This window comes from Streptosporangium jomthongense (assembly GCF_042650425.1).
Classification (GTDB): Bacteria; Actinomycetota; Actinomycetes; order Streptosporangiales; family Streptosporangiaceae; genus Streptosporangium.
Genome location: NZ_JBHSBC010000014.1, coordinates 24,557 through 40,747, shown reverse-complemented (window position 1 = coordinate 40,747; position 16,191 = coordinate 24,557). Strand labels below are relative to the sequence as shown.

16 protein-coding genes are annotated in these 16,191 nt (G+C 71.9%); 10 read left to right on the top strand and 6 right to left on the bottom strand.

Translation table 11 applies throughout. The annotated features are described in order from the left end of the window. The first annotated feature begins 56 nt into the window (after positions 1–56). From bluB to ACFOYY_RS14985, 5 genes are all read left to right on the top strand, one after another. Complete coding sequence (gene bluB / locus ACFOYY_RS15005; RefSeq protein ID WP_352008418.1) at positions 57–683, top strand: 5,6-dimethylbenzimidazole synthase; 627 nt, start codon at positions 57–59, stop codon at positions 681–683. A gap of 81 nt (positions 684–764) precedes the next feature. Beyond that, entirely contained in the window at positions 765–1,034 is a 270-nt protein-coding gene (locus ACFOYY_RS15000) for a winged helix-turn-helix domain-containing protein (RefSeq protein ID WP_352008417.1), read from the top strand. A gap of 132 nt (positions 1,035–1,166) precedes the next feature. Continuing rightward, positions 1,167–2,375 (top strand): serine hydrolase domain-containing protein, encoded by a 1,209-nt coding sequence (locus ACFOYY_RS14995; protein ID WP_386190092.1) that lies wholly within the window; start codon positions 1,167–1,169, stop codon positions 2,373–2,375. A 105-nt stretch (positions 2,376–2,480) separates the two neighbouring features. Next, complete coding sequence (locus ACFOYY_RS14990; protein ID WP_386190091.1) at positions 2,481–4,784, top strand: serine/threonine-protein kinase; 2,304 nt, start codon at positions 2,481–2,483, stop codon at positions 4,782–4,784. Further along, positions 4,781–5,149: a VOC family protein gene (locus ACFOYY_RS14985; RefSeq protein WP_386190090.1), complete on the top strand. Its 369-nt coding sequence runs from the start codon at positions 4,781–4,783 to the stop codon at positions 5,147–5,149. Before ACFOYY_RS14990 ends, ACFOYY_RS14985 begins: the two co-directional genes overlap by 4 nt. Here the strand turns inward: ACFOYY_RS14985 and ACFOYY_RS14980 are convergent. Next, on the bottom strand, positions 5,134–6,072 hold the full coding sequence (locus tag ACFOYY_RS14980) for a zinc-binding dehydrogenase (RefSeq protein ID WP_386190089.1): 939 nt from the start codon (positions 6,070–6,072) through the stop codon (positions 5,134–5,136). The two genes, ACFOYY_RS14985 and ACFOYY_RS14980, sit on opposite strands and share 16 nt — an antisense overlap. Positions 6,073–6,172: 100 nt before the next feature. Between ACFOYY_RS14980 and ACFOYY_RS14975 the strand changes: the two genes are divergently transcribed. Both ACFOYY_RS14975 and ACFOYY_RS14970 read left to right on the top strand, forming a co-directional pair. Continuing rightward, positions 6,173–6,775, top strand: coding sequence for a TetR/AcrR family transcriptional regulator (locus tag ACFOYY_RS14975; protein ID WP_386190088.1), 603 nt, complete (start codon positions 6,173–6,175; stop codon positions 6,773–6,775). Positions 6,776–7,090: 315 nt separating this feature from the next. Further along, entirely contained in the window at positions 7,091–8,764 is a 1,674-nt protein-coding gene (locus ACFOYY_RS14970) for a CHAP domain-containing protein (protein WP_386190087.1), read from the top strand. Positions 8,765–8,772: 8 nt separating this feature from the next. Here ACFOYY_RS14970 and ACFOYY_RS14965 read toward each other — a convergent pair whose 3' ends face one another. Then, complete coding sequence (locus ACFOYY_RS14965; protein ID WP_362910981.1) at positions 8,773–10,563, bottom strand: trypsin-like peptidase domain-containing protein; 1,791 nt, start codon at positions 10,561–10,563, stop codon at positions 8,773–8,775. Between the two features lie 154 nt (positions 10,564–10,717). Between ACFOYY_RS14965 and ACFOYY_RS14960 the strand changes: the two genes are divergently transcribed. Both ACFOYY_RS14960 and ACFOYY_RS14955 read left to right on the top strand, forming a co-directional pair. Next, positions 10,718–11,539, top strand: a complete 822-nt coding sequence (locus ACFOYY_RS14960) for a HipA family kinase (protein WP_362783618.1) — start codon at positions 10,718–10,720, stop codon at positions 11,537–11,539. Beyond that, positions 11,536–11,913: a DUF3037 domain-containing protein gene (locus ACFOYY_RS14955; protein ID WP_352008408.1), complete on the top strand. Its 378-nt coding sequence runs from the start codon at positions 11,536–11,538 to the stop codon at positions 11,911–11,913. The genes ACFOYY_RS14960 and ACFOYY_RS14955 overlap by 4 nt, the downstream gene beginning before the upstream one ends. Positions 11,914–11,922: 9 nt before the next feature. On the opposite strand, the gene ACFOYY_RS14950 is transcribed toward ACFOYY_RS14955, so the two are convergent. Continuing rightward, on the bottom strand, positions 11,923–12,765 hold the full coding sequence (locus ACFOYY_RS14950; protein ID WP_352009434.1) for a GNAT family N-acetyltransferase: 843 nt from the start codon (positions 12,763–12,765) through the stop codon (positions 11,923–11,925). 82 nt (positions 12,766–12,847) lie between these two features. Then, the gene (locus ACFOYY_RS14945) at positions 12,848–14,407 is read right to left on the bottom strand and encodes an alpha/beta hydrolase (protein WP_386190086.1); all 1,560 of its coding nucleotides are present in this window, start codon (positions 14,405–14,407) and stop codon (positions 12,848–12,850) included. A gap of 132 nt (positions 14,408–14,539) precedes the next feature. Here ACFOYY_RS14945 and ACFOYY_RS14940 point away from each other — a divergent pair, with 132 nt between their 5' ends. Next, positions 14,540–14,923: a RidA family protein gene (locus tag ACFOYY_RS14940; protein WP_352008406.1), complete on the top strand. Its 384-nt coding sequence runs from the start codon at positions 14,540–14,542 to the stop codon at positions 14,921–14,923. Positions 14,924–15,006: 83 nt separating this feature from the next. Here ACFOYY_RS14940 and ACFOYY_RS14935 read toward each other — a convergent pair whose 3' ends face one another. Together ACFOYY_RS14935 and ACFOYY_RS14930 are read right to left on the bottom strand one after the other, a co-directional pair. Further along, complete coding sequence (locus ACFOYY_RS14935) at positions 15,007–15,468, bottom strand: hypothetical protein (RefSeq protein WP_352008405.1); 462 nt, start codon at positions 15,466–15,468, stop codon at positions 15,007–15,009. Between the two features lie 201 nt (positions 15,469–15,669). Next, on the bottom strand, positions 15,670–16,173 hold the full coding sequence (locus ACFOYY_RS14930; RefSeq protein ID WP_386190085.1) for a GNAT family N-acetyltransferase: 504 nt from the start codon (positions 16,171–16,173) through the stop codon (positions 15,670–15,672). Positions 16,174–16,191: the final 18 nt, after the last annotated feature.

Genomic DNA, 16,191 nt, shown 5'->3' with positions numbered 1-16,191 from the left:
GAGAAGAGGTACGGCGGGCGTACCGGTGCGCGGCGCGACACGAGATGCTGGCGATCATGCCTGAGTTCTACGACGTGATCTTCGAACGACGGGACGTGCGCGGTGAGTTCACCGGCAAGGACGTGCCCGAGGAGGTCCTGCTACGGATCCTGGGGGCCGCTCACGCCGCGCCCAGCGTCGGCCTCTCCCAGCCCTGGGACTTCATCGTGGTCCGCGACCGGGAGATCCGCGAGGCCTTCGCCGGCCATGTCCAGCGGGAGCGCGCCGTCTTCGCGGCCACCCTCGACGCCGAGCGGGCCGCGACGTTCGCCACGATCAAGGTGGACGGGGTGCGCGAGTCGACGCTCTCCGTCGTCGTCACCTACGACCCGGCGCGCGGGGCCCCGGCCGTCCTCGGCCGCCACTCGATCGCGGACGCCGGGCTCTACTCGGTGTGCCTGGCGATCCAGAACCTCTGGCTCGCGGCCACCGCGGAGGACCTGGGGGTCGGCTGGGTGTCCTTCTACCGGGAGGAGTTCGTCAGCGACCTGCTCGGCATCCCGGAGGGGGTCCGCCCGGTGGCCTGGCTCTGCCTGGGACCGGTGACGCACCGGGAGCGCGTGCCCGACCTCGAACGCAAGGGGTGGCGCGGACGCGTCCCCCTGGCCGACCTCCTCCATCGGGACGGCTGGCGGGGACGCTGAGCCGTACAAAACGTCTGTCAACCGTCGTCCCTGTTACGGCACACCTGGGACACGAAGCCGTACGGCGGGCATCCAGGACATATGGCCGCGACCATCGAGCCCGGCGACCCGGGCGACTCCGTCCCCGCCCACCTGCGGCTCGCGGGCATCCTCCGTGCGCGGATAACGAGCGGTGAGCTCCAGCTCGACCGCCCGCTCCCCTCGGAGGAGAGCCTCCAGCGGAGCTACGGCCTCGATCCGGGCAGCGTACGGCGCGCGATCCAGGTCCTGTCCGACGAGGGCCTCGTCTACACCGTGGAGGGCGGGGGCGCCTACGTGTCCTCCCGCGCGGAGGAGACCGGCGGGGGCTGAGGGTCCCGGGTCGCTCCCGGGCGTTGTTAGGCTCAACGCCCGGCGGGTCTTCCGCGCTCACATGCGTTTTCACAGGAGTGGACGATGGCGGTTCACGGATGGTGCCATCCTCGGTTCTCGCGGGTGCGCGAGGTGTTCCGCCAGAATTTCGCCGGTGACGGGGAGCTCGGCGCGGCCTTCTCCGTCTTCCTTGACGACAGGCCTGTCGTGGACCTGTGGGGTGGTGTGGCCGACCGCCGTGACGGGCGTCCCTGGGAGCGTGGCACCCCCACGCTGGTCTACTCGTGCACCAAGGCGGTGACCGCGACGGCGGTGCTGCTGCTGGCCGAGCGCGGTCTGCTGGACGTCACGGCACCGGTCGCCGAGGTGTGGCCCGAGTTCGCCCGCGCGGGCAAGGAGCGTGTCACCGTCGAGCACCTGCTCACCCATCAGGCGGGGCTGCCGGTGATCGAGGAGCCGGTGCCGGTCGAGGAGTTCGAGGACCAGGAGGCCATCGCCGACCGGCTGGCCGGGCAGGCGCCGTTGTGGGAGCCGGGGACCGGGCACGGCTACCACGCGCTGACCTACGGTTTCCTGCTGGGCGAGGTGATCCGCCGGGTCTCCGGCAAACGGGCGGGTGAGTTCGTGGCCGCCGAGATCGCCGACCCGCTTGGGCTCGAACTCTGGCTCGGCGCGCCGGACGACGTGGCGGCGCGGGCGGCCCGGCTGTCCGGCGGGCTGCGTCTCGGGGCCTCGGCACCGGCGACTTCGGAAAAGCCTGCGGCACCTGGGAAGCCGGCGGTACCCGGGGAAACGGCGGCTTCGGGAACCCCGGCGGCGCCCGGGAACGTGACAAACCCCGGTGCCGACGCCGGGGAGGCGCTCGGCAGGGCCATGCGGGACGGCGAGAGCCTGACCGGCCGCGCCATGGGCAACCCGCAGGTCACCAAGCTGCGCGGCGGCGCCAACCACCCGGTCGTCCTGCGCGCGGGCTGGCCCGCGATCGGGGTCGTCGCCACCGCCCTCGGCCTGGCCGGGTTCTACCGTCATCTGGTCGCCGGGCGGATCCTGCGCCCGGAGACCCTGCGGGACGCCGTCAGGCCCCGGGTCGCCGGCCCCGACCGGGTGCTGCTCCTCGACAGTTCCTTCGGCCTCGGCTACATGCGGCCCGCACAGGCCTTCCCCGTCCCCGAACCGGGGATGCGGACCGCCTTCGGCCACACCGGCATGGGCGGTTTCCTCAGCCTCGGCGACGTGGAGCACGGCCTGGGCATGGCGTACACGATGAACAGGATGACCGACGCCGTCGCCGACAGCCCTCGTGCCCACCGGCTCGCCGAGGCCGTCTACGCGTCTCTTTAGACCGGTCTCCCACATAGCGATTTCCTTACGAAATTCGCGAACCGTGACAACCGACGGCAGGGGTGAGACCGTCGAACAAGCGACGGCGCTCGGAGGGGGACTCCATTGGTTCCGGGATACCACGAGGTTCGAGACCTCGGCGCGGGAGGCGGCGGCCGGGTGGTGCTGGCCACCTACACCGCGACCGGCGCCTACGTGGCGATCAAGTATCTGAACACGGCCCTGCGGGGCGACCACAGGTTCCTGGCGCGCTTCCGCGAGGAGGCGCGCGTCATGGTCGAGCTGTACGACCCGAACGTGGTCCAGTTCTACGAGTACTACGAGGACACCCGCGACGCCGCGATCGTCATGGAGCTGGTCGACGGCGTCTCCCTCAGGAGGATCCTGGCCGAGCACGGCACCACCAGCCCCGAGGCGGCGCTCGTCGTGCTCAAGGGCTCGCTGCTCGGACTGGCGTTCGCGCACTCCTCCGGGATCGTGCACCGCGACTACAAGCCCGAGAACGTGCTGATCCAGGCGGACGGCGCCAGCAAGCTGACGGACTTCGGCATCGCCGCCCGCACCGGGGCCTCCGACGCGCCCCAGGGCACCCCGCCGTACATGGCCCCCGAGCAGTGGGCCGGGCATCCGGCCACCCCGGCGAGCGACGTCTACGCGGCCACCTGCGTGCTCTTCGAGTGCCTCACGGGGCATCGGCCCTACCGTGCGGAGAACGGGGCCGCGCTGATGCACCAGCACCAGCGGGCGCCGATCCCGATCGAGGCCGTGCCGAGTTCGGTGCGGGGCCTGGTCGCGCGGGGCATGGCGAAGAATCCGGCGGACCGGCCCGCGACGGCGGAGGCGTTCGTCCTCGAACTCGAAGCCGCCGCGACCGCCGCGTACGGACCGGAGTGGGAGCAGCGGGGGCGGCGGCACCTGGCAGAGCTGGCCACCCTGCTGGCGCTGTCGTTCCCGCTGGCCAGGCCGGCCCAGCGGGCGAGCACCTCGCTGGCGAGCACCGTGCTCGGCAGGGGCGGCGGCAGGCGCCGTCCCCGTCTCGGCCCCAGGCTGCTCGCCGGGGTCGTCGTGATCACCGTCGCGGTCACCGTCGGGCTGGTCGCCTCGGGGCGGTCGGCCGACAGGCTCTCGGCGAACTCGATCTTCACTCCGCCCGCGCATGTGCCCGGGGCCGGGAAGACCCCGCCGGACGGCGCGGGCGGCTCTCCCCCGCCGGAACCGGCCCGGCCTCCCGTCAAACGGCCGCACACCGGAACGGAACGGACCTCGGCCAGGTCGGAGAGCACGCCCCCGAAGGCCCACCCGACGCCGCGCAGGACCCCGACGTCGTCCCCGAGCGCGCGGCCGACCCCGATCACCGACCCATCGCGGACGCCGTCCCCCACCCCGACCTCCAGCCCGGGGGTCGACGACCTCGCGATCACCCGGTTCGACGCGGGCGGGGCGACGCTCAGCCTGCGCTCCTCGACCCCGGCCTCCGTCGTGCTGACCGTCTCCTTCGCCCAGGGTGAGGAACGTGACGACCTGACGAAGGTGGCCACACGGAGTTTCACCCTCAGGGGCAACGGCGTCCACTCCCAGCCCGTTCCCTACGCCTTCACCGCCCCCGCCTGCGAGCAGACCCTCTACCGCAGGGTCACGGCCTCGACCTCGCCCCGGTTCTCCGGCGGGGAGCTGAGCCGTACGGTCGAGGTCAGGGGCGGCCCGTGCCCGGCCCCCGAGGTGCGCAACGCGGAGATCACCTCCTGGGACGGCGAGACGGCCGTCGTCAAGGTCCGCGCGGGCGGTCCGGGCAGGGTACGGCTCACCGCGTCCTTCACCCGCAAGGACGACGAGGGCGGCGTCAGCACGCTGGACACCGTGACCAGGACCCTGTCCGGGGAGACCGGCTACTCCGTCGAGCTTCCCGCTCCCCCGGCCGAGGTGCCGTGCGGCGGGCGGGCCGTGCTCGGGGTCACGGTCACCACGGACCGTCCCGCGGGCAACGGCGCCCAGTACGCCCAGACGGTGGTCGAGGGTGAGGAGTGCGCGCCCCCCGCCGTCACGATCACCTCCTTCGACGGCACCTCCGTCGGTTTCCGGGTGCGCGCCTCCGGCACCTCCCCGGTGACCGTACGGCTGGCCTTCACCCAGCAGGTCCCCGGCGCCGACGGCGGGACGACCGGCAGCGCCAAGACGATCGAGTTGTCCGGCCGCACCGACTACACGCGCACGGTGACCGGCGAGTTCGCCACGCTGCCCGAGTGCGGGCAGTACGCCCGGCGGACCGTGACGATCACCACGGTGCCCGCGGGCGAGAGCCGTTCGAGCCAGGCCCGGGTCGACCTGCCGCCCTGCGAGCAGGAGCCCGGCCCCTCCGACCCCTCGGAGGCGCCGCAGGACGTCCCCTCCGTTCCCGGGGAGCCGGGATGATGACCTCTCCCCTGGAGGCCGGTGTGAGCAGGCTCGGCAACGTGCTGGTCCCCGTCGAGGACATGGACGGGGCGATCGCCTTCTACTCGGGTGCGCTCGGTCTCGCGGTGCGTTTCCGTGACGGCGACCGGTTCGCCGCTCTCGACGGGGGCGGCGTCACCGTCGCGCTGGTCGGGGCGGCCGAGCGGGTCGCGGGCGACGTCACCGCGCCCTCCTACCGGGTGGCGGACGTGGCGCTGGCCGTACGGGAGCTGACCGGGGCGGGCGCCGAGGTCGTCCAGGAGCCCGAGAGGGGGCCGCACGAGGTCAGGGCGGTGCTCCGCGACCCCTCCGGCAACGTCCTGGTGCTCTACGCCCCGCTCTGACCCGCCCGCCACGGTTCGACGTCCAGTACGGCCTTGCCCGCGACCCGGCGGCCGAGCAGGGCCTCGGCGGCCTCCGCGAGGCGCTCCCAGGTGTCTCGCAGGCCGATCTCGGCGGAGAGCCTGCCCTCGGCGGCCAGGCCGAGCAGGGTGGCCAGGTCGGGACCGAAGGCCGTGGCGTCGCCGAACGTGCTGATCGTCCTCGACCGGCCGAGGAAGAACAGTGAGCCCGGCGCGAACACGGCGGGTTCTCCCGAGGCCCAGCCGATGCTCTGGAGGTCGCCTCCGGGGGCCAGCAACGGCCAGGCGGCGACCAGTTGCGCCCCGCCGACGTTGTCCAGGATCAGGTCGAAGGAGCCGTCGATCCCGTTGAGGCCGACGACCACCTCGCGGGCGCCCAGTCCGGTCAGCCCCTCCCCGCGTGCCGCGGAGCCGACGGAGGCCACGACGTGTGCCCCGCCCAGCGCGGCCAGTTGCACCGCGAACCGGCCGATCCCTCCCGCCGCCCCGGTGACCAGGACCCTGCGGCCCAGGATCGGGCGGGTCCGCAGTGCCCGCAGCGCGGTGACCCCCGCCATCGGCAGCGCCGCGGCGTGGGCCAGGTCGACGGCGTCGGGGACCTCGGCGACCGCGTCGGTGTCCACCGCGACGCGCTGCGCCCAGGCGCCAGGCCCGAAGGCGACGACGCGGGTGCCCTCCGCGGGCCCGCTGCCGTCCGCGGCGGCGCGTGCCACGACGCCCGAGGCGTCGTAGCCGGACACCGTTCCCGGGGGAAGACTCCCGGCGAAGGCCACCTCGCCCCGGTTGAGTGAGATGTGCCGCACGTCGATCAGGACCTGGCCGGGACGTGGTTCGGGGTCGGCGACCTCGGCGATCCGCAGCGCGGCCCGTGCCCGGGGGTCGGTGACGACGGCGCGAACGGTCATGGGACTTCCCTCCGTGGGGATCACTGCAGCGGACCGTCAGTCCGCTTACCTGGACGCTAGAATATTCGGACCATCGGTCCGCTTGTCAACGGGAGAGCCCATGGCCGAGCAGCGTCAGGAGCGCGCCGACGCCGCACGCAACCGGAGAGCCGTCCTGCGGGCGGCCGAACGGCTGGTGGCCGAGCACGGCGGCGACCACGTCTCCCTCGACCGGGTCGCGGCCGAGGCGGGGGTCGGCAAGGGGACCGTCTTCCGCAGGTTCGGCAGCCGAACCGGCCTGCTGCGCGCCCTCCTTGAGGAGCGCTCGCTCGCGCTGCGTGAGGCGATCATGGACGGCCCCCCGCCCCTGGGGCCGGGCGCGCCCGCGCGGGAGCGCCTGACGGCCTTCCTCGACGGGCTCTGCGGGATCGCCGAGGCCAACGCCGCCCTGCTGACCGCGCACGAGCAGGCGTGCGCCGACGCCAAGTACACCGAGCCGAGCTACCTGTTCTGGCACGGCCACATCGCGACCCTGGTGGCCGAGGCGCGCCCCGGCCTCGACGCGGACTTCGCGGGTTTCCTCGCCCACGCCCTGCTCGCCGTGTTCGACGGTGAACTGGTCCGGCGGACGGCGTCGCCCGAGGAGCCCCGGCGCTTCACCCGGTCCGTCACCGAACTGGCCCTCGCCCTGCTCGACGCCCCCGCCCCGCCGCGGATTTCGTGATTCGCCAGATCTTTTTTGGCTGGGCGTTTACAGTGGAAAAATCATGAAAACGCCTTTGACGTCGGCTTTTGCCGTCCGGTGCACCATAGCTCGTTCCGGAGCGGGTCCCGGACCGTCTTGACCTTCCCTTTAAGGGAGGTAACCTCCCTCGTCACGGAAGACAACTGGCCAATGGTGCCGCCACACGTGTCTCGGCCGTCTCGCCGGTCGGTCCCGTGACGCACCATCGCTCGACCCCCGTCTTCCGGCGGCCAGGTCGCGAGGGCGGCGCGACCATGCTTCGACGGCCGTCGGAGGATGACCGGAAACTTCCAGATGACACCTGAGACGTACAAGTTCATCGAACTGCTGGAGAGCCAGCTCGGGTACTCCGAGCGGGGCAGCGGCTACACCAAGTTCGGCGATTGGTACAACACCGTCGAGTTCGACGCCGACTACAGCACGGCCCCCTGGTGCGACATGTACCTGTCCTGGGCGGCCAAGAAGCTCGGCTACGAAGACTGGGTGGGGCAGTTCGCCTACACCGTCCACCACGCCAAGTGGTTCCGCCAGCAGGACGCCTGGGGCACCGTCCCCAAGCCCGGCGCCCTCGTCTTCTTCGACTGGAGCGGCGGCAAGAAGCTCGACGGCATCGACCACGTCGGGATCGTCACCCGGGTCGAGGGCAAGAAGATCCACACCATCGAGGGCAACATCGACGGCGGCGTCGCCAAACGCAAGGTGCGCGACACCGACAAGGTCGTCGGATACGGATACCCCGAGAAGATCAAGGCCCGTCTGGACGAGGAGGCCGCCCAGCAGCAGGAGATCGTCACGGCGTCCCCCCGCCCGGACAACTCCGTCGCCCTCACCCGTAACCCCGACCTGCTGTCACAGGCCCCGCCCGCCACGGTGCGGGAGAACCTGCCGCCCTCCCCACCGGTCAGGACCGGCCCCAAGCACGCCAAGCCGGAGACCGGGGCCCACGCGAAGGACCCCTCAGCGGCACAGGCGAAACCCCAGCCTCCCGCCAAGCAGACCGCGAAGACCGCGCCGCCCGCCACCACGCAGGCCGCGGGCCGTACCGGAAAGCACGCCAAGCCCGCGACCGCGGACACCAACGCGATCGCCGCCGCCCCCGCCGCCACGAGCCTGCGCCTGCCCTCGGAGGCCCCCCAGCTCGGCACCCCCGCGATCCTCGCGCCGGTCCTGCTGACCGCCGTCGCGCTCATCGCCCACGCCAAGACCAGGCAGCTGAAGGCACGCCCAGCGCTCGCCATGGCCGCTGCCGGGAGTACGGCCGGCACCCGCCGGGCGCCCGGCCGCCGCCGCGCCCCGGGACGCCGCCGCGTCACCCGCGCCGTGCCCGTCACGGCCCTCGCCACAGCACCTGCCGCGGTACCCACTTTGGCGCCCACTGCGGCGCCCGCCGTGATGGCCACCACGGCGCCTGTCACGGCGGCCGTTCCCGTGCCTGCCCCTGTGTCGGCCACGGTTCCCGCCAGGCTGTCCGCCACGGCGCCCGCCGTCGCGGAGACCACGTTCAGGTCCGCCCAGACGACGGGGTTCCCCTCGGTCACCGCTCCACCCGCGCGTGTCGAGGAGCCCGAGGTCCCCGACCTCCCCGGCGGCGGACGGCACACGCGGCCCCACACCGATCCGCTCCGCGCCACGGAGCCGGGCACGGTCCGCCGATACGACGGCCCCCGCCTGCCCTACCAGGGGAGGCGCCGCCTGCGCGAGCACCCGGTCACCGAGTCCTCCACCCTGTCGCCCGGTTTCGCGCAGGACGCCCCGCTACGGGGCAGGCGGCACCGCAGGCCCGAGGCCTCGGTCAGCACGACCATGCGGTCCGCACGGCCGACCCGGCCCGTGCACGTCCGTCCCGCGACCACCCCGGCCGCCGTCCAGGACGGGCCGGTTCCCGTACTGACGGCGCCGCTCCCCGCTGACGACCCGGCCCTGCGCCGTCCCTACCAGGGGCGGCGCAGGGCCAGGGTCACCGTCTGAGGGAGGCGTCAGCGTCGCTCGGGCGGGCGCTGCTGCCCCATGCTGCGGCGCAGTTCCTCAAGTTCCGCCTCAAGCCCGGCGATGCGGGTGTTCGCCCCCGGCCCCTGTGCCCGAGGAGCCTGAGCCTGAGGGGCCTGGGGACCCTGAGCCTGGGGGCCCTGGATCTGGGGCGGCGCGCCGTACTGCTGGGCATGGGGGCGGACCGAGCGGGTCTCCTCAGAGCCGGGCGGCAACGGGTAGGGCGGCCGCTGCTGGTAGGCCTGCGCCCCCGCGGAAGGCCCTCCGAGCGCTCCCCCGGGTGCCCCGCCGTACGGCTGGCCGTACCCCGGTCCCTGCGGCGAGTGACCGGGCTGGGCACCGTAGGACACGGGCGGGAACGAGGTGGGCGGCGTCTTCACCCGGCGCCTGCCCTTACCGGCCATGGCCACCAGGGCGCCGACCACCAGCAGGGCGACCGCCCCGCCACCGCCCCACAGCACCCACGGCAGGATCGGTGAGGAGCTCTCGTCCTTGCCCGCGGTGATGGCCTGCTGGGAGTCGGTGATGTACTTGGCCACGTAGGGGTGGTTCGGCTGCAGCGCCTGGACCTCACGGAACTTCGGCAGCGCCTCGGAGTAGTGGTTGGCGAAGAACAGGTCGAGCGCCTCGTTGTAGGCCTTCGTCGTGGCCGACTCTGCGGGCTTGATGTTCTTCTCGTTGAGCTTCTCCTTGACGATGCTGACCGGCAGCACGAAGCTCTCGCCCTCGGTCGAGCCGCCGTCCTGCTGGATGAGACCGCCGACCAGGATGCCGATGACCTTGCCGTCCCTGCTGAACACCGGCCCGCCCGAGTTGCCCGGGTAGGACGGGGCCTGCGTCTGGATGTACGGCACGCCCTCCGGGGTCTGCCTGCTGGCGTTGTAGGGGCCCTCGGTGAAGGCCGGGTCGAGCTTGGACTCGACGTTGAAGATCGAGGTCTGCGTCACCGTGCCGGGGAACCCGCTGATGTAGAGCGTGTCACCGACCCGGACGTCGGAGTCCTGACCGAGCGGAACGGTCGGCAGGTTGTTCTGCCCGTTGGCCTTGAGGATCGCCACGTCCTTGCCCGGGTAGACCGTGCCCTTGGCGACCAGTTCGATGGGGACCGACTTGGCCGTCTTGTCCACCCCGCCGCCGGGCAGGCTCTGCAACAACGAGAGTGAGCTCTGGACGTTGCGGATCTTGATGTTGTCCGCGTTCCAGACCTGGAAGATCTTGGAGGCGGTCCTGACGATCTCGTCGTCCGAGGCGGCGTCGCCGAGATCGGCGATCAGGTCGGCGGCGTCCTTCTTGTTGACCTCGGTGAGCGCCTGCTCCGCGAAGGTCTGCGCCAGCTCGGTCTCCTCCTGGCCGACGCAGTGCGCCGCGGTCACCATGTAACCGTCGGGCGTCACCCACCAGCCGGTGCACAGGCCGCCCGCGCTCGCCTCGACGACGCGCTCCGGCGTGCCCGGCGAGAAGTAACGCCCCGGTTCCTTGGCCATCTGCTGGACGACCCACCGGTAGATGCTGTTCTCGTCCGCCGAGATCTTGCCCGACTGGACGGCGGAGATGCCCTGCTGGGTCAGCTGCTTGATCGCGTCCAGGTTGGCGACCGGCGTCGGCACGGCCACCTCCGCGGTGTAGGACACCGAGGTCAGCTGCACGGCGGGATGTGTCCTCGCCGCGAGCCACGTTCCCACGGGAACGTCCAGTTCCTTCGGCTTGGCCATGGCGGCGCCCGGCAGGGCCAGCACCCCGGCCATGGCCAGTCCGGCGACGGCGCTGAGTCTTCGCCACATTTTCTTACTCTCCCCAAACTCGCTTCCCAGGCGAGAGCATGGCCCGCCGCACTTGGGGGGCACTTGGAAGCGACTGGGACATTCGTTAACAGCTACCCATATGTCGTGACACGAGTGGCGATAGAGGACCGTGACCATCCGCTAGCCTGGCGGAGTGCTGGAACAGATCACGGCCACCCGATACGTGACCCCGCTGCGCGAGGGCGGGTCGCTTCCCGGCGTGGTCGAGGCGGACGACCTCGGGACCTACGTCGTGAAGTTCCGGGGCGCGGGGCAGGGCCGCAGGGTGCTCGTCGCGGAGATCATCGCCGCCGGGCTGGCCCGCCGCCTCGGCTTCCGCACCCCCGACCTGAAGGTGATCGACGTCGATCCGCAGCTCGGCGTGCGGGAGCCCGACGAGGAGATCCAGGACCTGCTGCGGGCCAGCGCCGGGCTCAACCTGGCGGTCGACTTCCTGCCCGCGGCCCTCGGCTTCGAGCCGCTCACCTGGCCGCCCGACCCCGGCTTCGCCTCCCGGCTGCTCTGGTTCGACGCCCTGATCCACAACGTGGACCGCAGCTGGCGCAACCCGAACCTCCTCGTCTGGCACGGCGACACCTGGCTGATCGACCACGGCGCCGCCCTGTGGTTCCACCACAACTGGCCGGCCGCCGACCCGGAGCGCCCCTTCGACGGCTCCGACCACGTGCTCGCCCCCCACGCGACCCTCCTCCCTGAGGTCGACGCCGAGCTGAGCGAGACGATCACCAGGGACCTCCTCGACGGAGTCGTCGACGAGGTCCCCGACGAGTGGCTTGAGGACGAACCCGGCTTCGACGGGGCCGAGGCCGTACGGCAGGCCTATGTGGAGCATCTGCTGGCAAGGGCGCAGGCCCCCAGGCGGTGGCTCCCCCAGGAGCTTCCCCAGGGGGCTCCCGGGGCACGGCAGGACGGCAAGACCGGCTCGGTGGGCGCGTTCTGGAAGGACAACCGGTGAGAGACGTCTACGAGTACGCCGTGATCCGGGTCGTCCCCCGCGTCGAACGCGGCGAACTGATCAACGCCGGGGTGCTGCTGTACTGCCAGCCGCGCGACTACCTGTGCGCCGGGATCGAGCTTGACGAGGCCAGGCTGCGGGCCCTCGACGCGAACGCCGACGTCGAGGGCGTACGACACGCTCTGGGCGCCTACCGGCGTTCCTGCCTCGGCGAGGAGGGTCCGCTGACGGGCGAGTCGCTCGGCAGCCGGTTCCGCTGGCTGACCGCCCCGCGAAGCACGATCGTGCAGACGGGCCCGGTGCACGCGGGTCTCACCGCCGACCCCGGCGCCGAACTGGAACACCTGCTGACCAGGCTCGTCCGGGCCCTGTGAACCCGCTCCTCAGAAGAGGACGGACATGAAGGTGCCGACCTCGCGGAACCCCGCCCTGCGGTAGGCCGCCCTCGCGGGGGCGTTGTAGTCGTTGACGTACAGCGAGACCACCGGCGCGAAGCATTCGAGGGAGTGCTTGAGCACCGAGGCCATCCCGGCGACCGCGTGGCCCCTGCCCCTCAGCTCGGGGTGGACCCAGACCCCCTGGATCTGGCACGCCTGGGGGGTCACGGCGCCGATCTCGGCCTTGAAGACGACCCGGCCGTCGTCGATCCTGGCGTAGGACCTGCCGATCCGGATCAGCTCGGCGACCCGTGACCGGTAGAGCGCGCCCCCGTCGCCCACCTCGGGCGAGATGCCGACCTCCTCGGTGAACATCGCGACGCAGGCGGGCAGCAGGATCTCGAACTCCTCCGGCCTGACCCGTCTGACCAGGGGGTCGGCCGGGACCGGGGACGGCTCGGTCGCCTCCATCACCGGCTGGGTCCACCGGATCGCGCGGGCCGCCCCCCAGTACGGTTCGAGCCGCTCCCAGAGCGGCTCGACCGCGTCGGACGGGCCGACGATCGAGGAGCAGCGGCGCCCCTGCTTGCGGGCACGCTCGGCGAAGGCGTGCACGGCCTCGGCGCCGGCGTTGACCGGGACCAGGTTGGCTCCCGCGTAACAGAGCGAGGTGAGGCCGCCGCGCGGGCCGAACCCCCACATCTGGCCGCCGAGCCTGGCCGGGCTGAGACCGACGGCACGAACCCTGGAGGCGACGAAAACGTTGGAGACGGGGTCGGCGTCCAGGATCGCCAGCACCTCGTCACGATCGTTGTCGTCGAGCACGCGCGACGCCATTGTGCGCAGCATCACGCGCCCAGCCTACGCGACCCCCACGATTTTGGCAGGAACCAACACAGAGCCTGTCATCTACCCTGGGTGGCCTGTGTTGTCACCCGGCCGCGGCCGGTGCCTGCGAGGTCGCGGCGCAGCGGGCGTCCGGTCCTCGCGCCGCCCGCCTGGCCGGGCCGAAGAGCGTCCCGTCCCTGAGGTAGGCCGCCAGCCTGCGGTCCACACACTGGTTGCCGCTGAAGGTGGCCCCGTGGTTTCCCCCGGCCACGGCCAGCATCCTGGAGCGCCCGAACACCGCCCGCATGCGCAGCGCCCCGCGGTACGGCGTCGCGGCGTCGCGCTCCGCCTGAACGATCATGATGGGCGGCAGCCCGGCGTTGTCCTTGAGCGTCACCGGGGTGCCCCCGCGCTCGGGCCAGAACACGCACGGCGCGTTGTACCAGGCGTTCGACCAGGTCAGGAAGGGGGCCTTGGCGTGCGTCCTGGACATGTCGGAGCGCCACTTGCTCCACTGGCCGGGCCAGGCGGCGTCATGGCACTGCACCCCCAGGTAGACGGCGTAGCCGTTCTCGTCCTCGGCGTCGTTCTCGGCGTACCTGTGGTAGGCGGCGAGCAGCGGGGCGTCGTCCCCCTTCTTGACGTAGGTGGAGAAGGCCTTGGCCAGCTGAGGCCAGACGAGGTCGGAGTAGCCGCCGAGGGTGTAGATGTCGTCGAGTTCACTCGGCCCGACCACCCCGCCCGCCGGGCGGACACGCAGCCGGTTGCGCATGGCGTACCAGGCGAAGGAGACCATCCTGGTCGTCCGGCCGAGCCGGTAGACGTCGTTGTGACGGGCCGTCCAGCGCAGGAAGTCCCGGTGGCGCCGGTTGAAGGCGACGTCCTGGGCGAGGTTGGAGCCGTACCAGATGCCCTTCGGGTCGACCACGCTGTCCATGACCATCCGGCTCACCCGGCCGGGGAAGAGGGTGGCGTAGACCGCGCCGAGATAGGTGCCGTACGAGTAGCCCAGATAGCTGATCTTCTCCTCGCCCAGCGCCTTCCTGATCTCGTCCATGTCCCTGGCGCTGTTCTCCGTGCTCAGGTGCGGCAGCATCCAGTCCCACCGGCTCTGGCAGGCCTCGGCGTACCGGCGGGCCCTGCCGAGCAGCACCGCCTCCTGTTCGGCGTTGCCGGGAACGTTGTCCGGGCGGGGCGGGGCGTAGTACTCGGCGGGATCGACGCACCGCAGCGCGGGTTCGCTGTGGCCGACCCCCCGCGGGTCGAACCCGATCACGTCGAACCGTCCGGCGAGGTCGGGGGGAAGCTGGGCGGCGACCCGCCTGGCCAGGCTGAGGCCGGAGGCCCCCGGCCCTCCCGGGTTGACCAGCAACGCCCCCAGATGGTTCCGCGAGTCCCCGCCCCTGACCCGGTTCAGCGCCAGGCTGATGGTCCGGTCAGGATCGGCGTAGTCGAGCGGGACCCTCAGGGAGGCGCACTCGACCGCCGCACCCGCCTGTTCACCGCTCCCTGAGGAGGCGTCCGCGTCCGACGAGGCCTTGCCCGGTGTTTCGCAGGGCCCCCAGACCAGATCGTCCCGTTCCTGCGCCGCCGCCTCCTGCGGTAGCCCGGCCATGGCGGCGAACACCGCGAAGCCCACGGCGACCCCGACAACCCTTTTCACGAATTCCCCCTACTCGTACGGCAGAGGCGATGGTCTCCCAGCCGGTGACCCGGCCACGGGCGGTACGACGAGATCCTTGCCATCCCGTGACCGTCACGTTGCCGTCCGGGAGCCCTGGCTAGCATCCATCACATGACGGAGCGATATGCGATCTTGAGCGGTTCCACCTTCGAGGAGGAGATCGGTTACGCGCGCGCGGTGGTCGACGGCGACCGGGTCCACGTGTCCGGGACGACCGGGTTCGACTACGCGACGATGACGATCTCGGACGACGTGGTCGAGCAGGCCGAACAGTGCCTGCGCAACATCGAGAGCGCGCTGACCCAGGCGGGCTGTTCGTTCGCCGACGTCGTGCGCGTGCGCTACATGCTGCCCGACCGCGCGGACTTCGAGCTGTGCTGGCCCGCCCTGCGCCGCCGTTTCGGCGAGGTACGGCCCGCGGCGACGATGATCGTCTGCGGCCTGTCCGATCCGCGGATGAGGATAGAGATCGAGGTGGACGCGCGACGCCCCTGAACACCTGGCCGGTCCGGGAGACGCCGTGGGGCGGCCCCGCGCGCCCGCGCGGAACCGCCCCACGAGACAACCCGCCCGCGAACCTACTCCTCCCGGTGGACCTGGCCCTGCAGGCGCCCGAGGCCCGGGGCCCTCAGGGCGAGGTTGGCCTCGCCCACGCCGTCCCGTTCACAGGTGGGACGGTCGAGCAGGACCGAGAAGCCGAAGGTGGTCCAGGTGATGCCGGGCCGGTCCGGGTTGAACCGGTGGCGCCGCGACCCGGAGGAGCGCCCGTCGAGGACGACCTCGACCCGGTCGTCCTGGAAGGAGACGATCGCCTCGACCGTCTCGTCACTGAGCTCGGCACGGAGGTTTCCCCGGTAGACGGCGTGGCCGCCGTCGATCCACTCGCCTAGCTCGCGACCGCAGTCGTCGGCCCCCGCCACGGTGGTGTGGACGGGGGTACTCGACACGGCGGCCGAGGCGGAGGAGGCGGGCACGAGACCGGCCAGACCCGTCAGAGCCGCCAGGGCCAGGGTCGCCGCGCGGGCAGAGGTGCGGAACATGCGCTTCCTTTCAACGGAGGACGACGCCTTGCCTCCCCGTCGCGGAACGTGACGACGAGTGAGGACCGCAACCAAATCAAGCCCAGCGACCAAGGGTAGTCAATGGCGACTCTGAGTTATGGCCCCAGGTTGTTCACCCGACACATTCGCCCCGTTCGCCCCAGAGATCAGGAGATCTCACCTTTTCCACCGGCCGTCCGGTCACCCTCCGGAGCCACCCAGGGGCTTGGCCATGACGATCTCCCTGCTCCTGCCGTCGCCGAGCAGGTCGCCGAGTTCCCCGGTGTCCTTGAAGCCGTGGCCCCGGTAGAGCGCGATGGCCGCGTCGTTGTCCGGCATCACACACAGGCGTAGGGTCGCGGTGCTCCGCAGCGCCGCCCATCGCTCGATCTCCTGGATCAGGTGGCCCGCGACCCCCCGGCCCCGGGCCTGGGGGCTGACCCACATCGAGATCAGCTCGACCGTGTCCGCACCGCCGGCGGGGACACCGCTGGCCATTCCGGCGAGCACTCCGTCGAGGACCGCGACCACGTTGTGCGAACCGGGTATCTCAAGGCGTCCCCGCCAGCGGTCCTCGCGGTCGCCGTCCCCCTGCCAGTCGGCCAGTCTCGCCCCGAAGGCGGCCGGCGCCTCGGCGAGGGCCGCCAGCCTCAGCTCCCGCCACAGCGGCCAGTCGTCCGAGCTCAGGACACGTACTTCGATCATGACGTGAACCCTGCCCTG

Bases quoted from the DNA above. Each gene is read 5' to 3' on its own strand.
- bluB (WP_352008418.1), top strand. From the start codon at position 57: ATGCCTGAGTTCTACGACGTGATCTTCGAACGACGGGACGTGCGCGGT.
- ACFOYY_RS15000 (WP_352008417.1), top strand. From the start codon at position 765: ATGGCCGCGACCATCGAGCCCGGCGACCCGGGCGACTCCGTCCCCGCC.
- ACFOYY_RS14985 (WP_386190090.1), top strand. From the start codon at position 4,781: ATGATGACCTCTCCCCTGGAGGCCGGTGTGAGCAGGCTCGGCAACGTG.
- ACFOYY_RS14980 (WP_386190089.1), bottom strand. From the start codon at position 6,072: ATGACCGTTCGCGCCGTCGTCACCGACCCCCGGGCACGGGCCGCGCTG.
- ACFOYY_RS14975 (WP_386190088.1), top strand. From the start codon at position 6,173: ATGGCCGAGCAGCGTCAGGAGCGCGCCGACGCCGCACGCAACCGGAGA.
- ACFOYY_RS14970 (WP_386190087.1), top strand. From the start codon at position 7,091: ATGACACCTGAGACGTACAAGTTCATCGAACTGCTGGAGAGCCAGCTC.
- ACFOYY_RS14965 (WP_362910981.1), bottom strand. From the start codon at position 10,563: ATGTGGCGAAGACTCAGCGCCGTCGCCGGACTGGCCATGGCCGGGGTG.
- ACFOYY_RS14950 (WP_352009434.1), bottom strand. From the start codon at position 12,765: ATGCTGCGCACAATGGCGTCGCGCGTGCTCGACGACAACGATCGTGAC.
- ACFOYY_RS14940 (WP_352008406.1), top strand. From the start codon at position 14,540: ATGACGGAGCGATATGCGATCTTGAGCGGTTCCACCTTCGAGGAGGAG.
- ACFOYY_RS14935 (WP_352008405.1), bottom strand. From the start codon at position 15,468: ATGTTCCGCACCTCTGCCCGCGCGGCGACCCTGGCCCTGGCGGCTCTG.
- ACFOYY_RS14930 (WP_386190085.1), bottom strand. From the start codon at position 16,173: ATGATCGAAGTACGTGTCCTGAGCTCGGACGACTGGCCGCTGTGGCGG.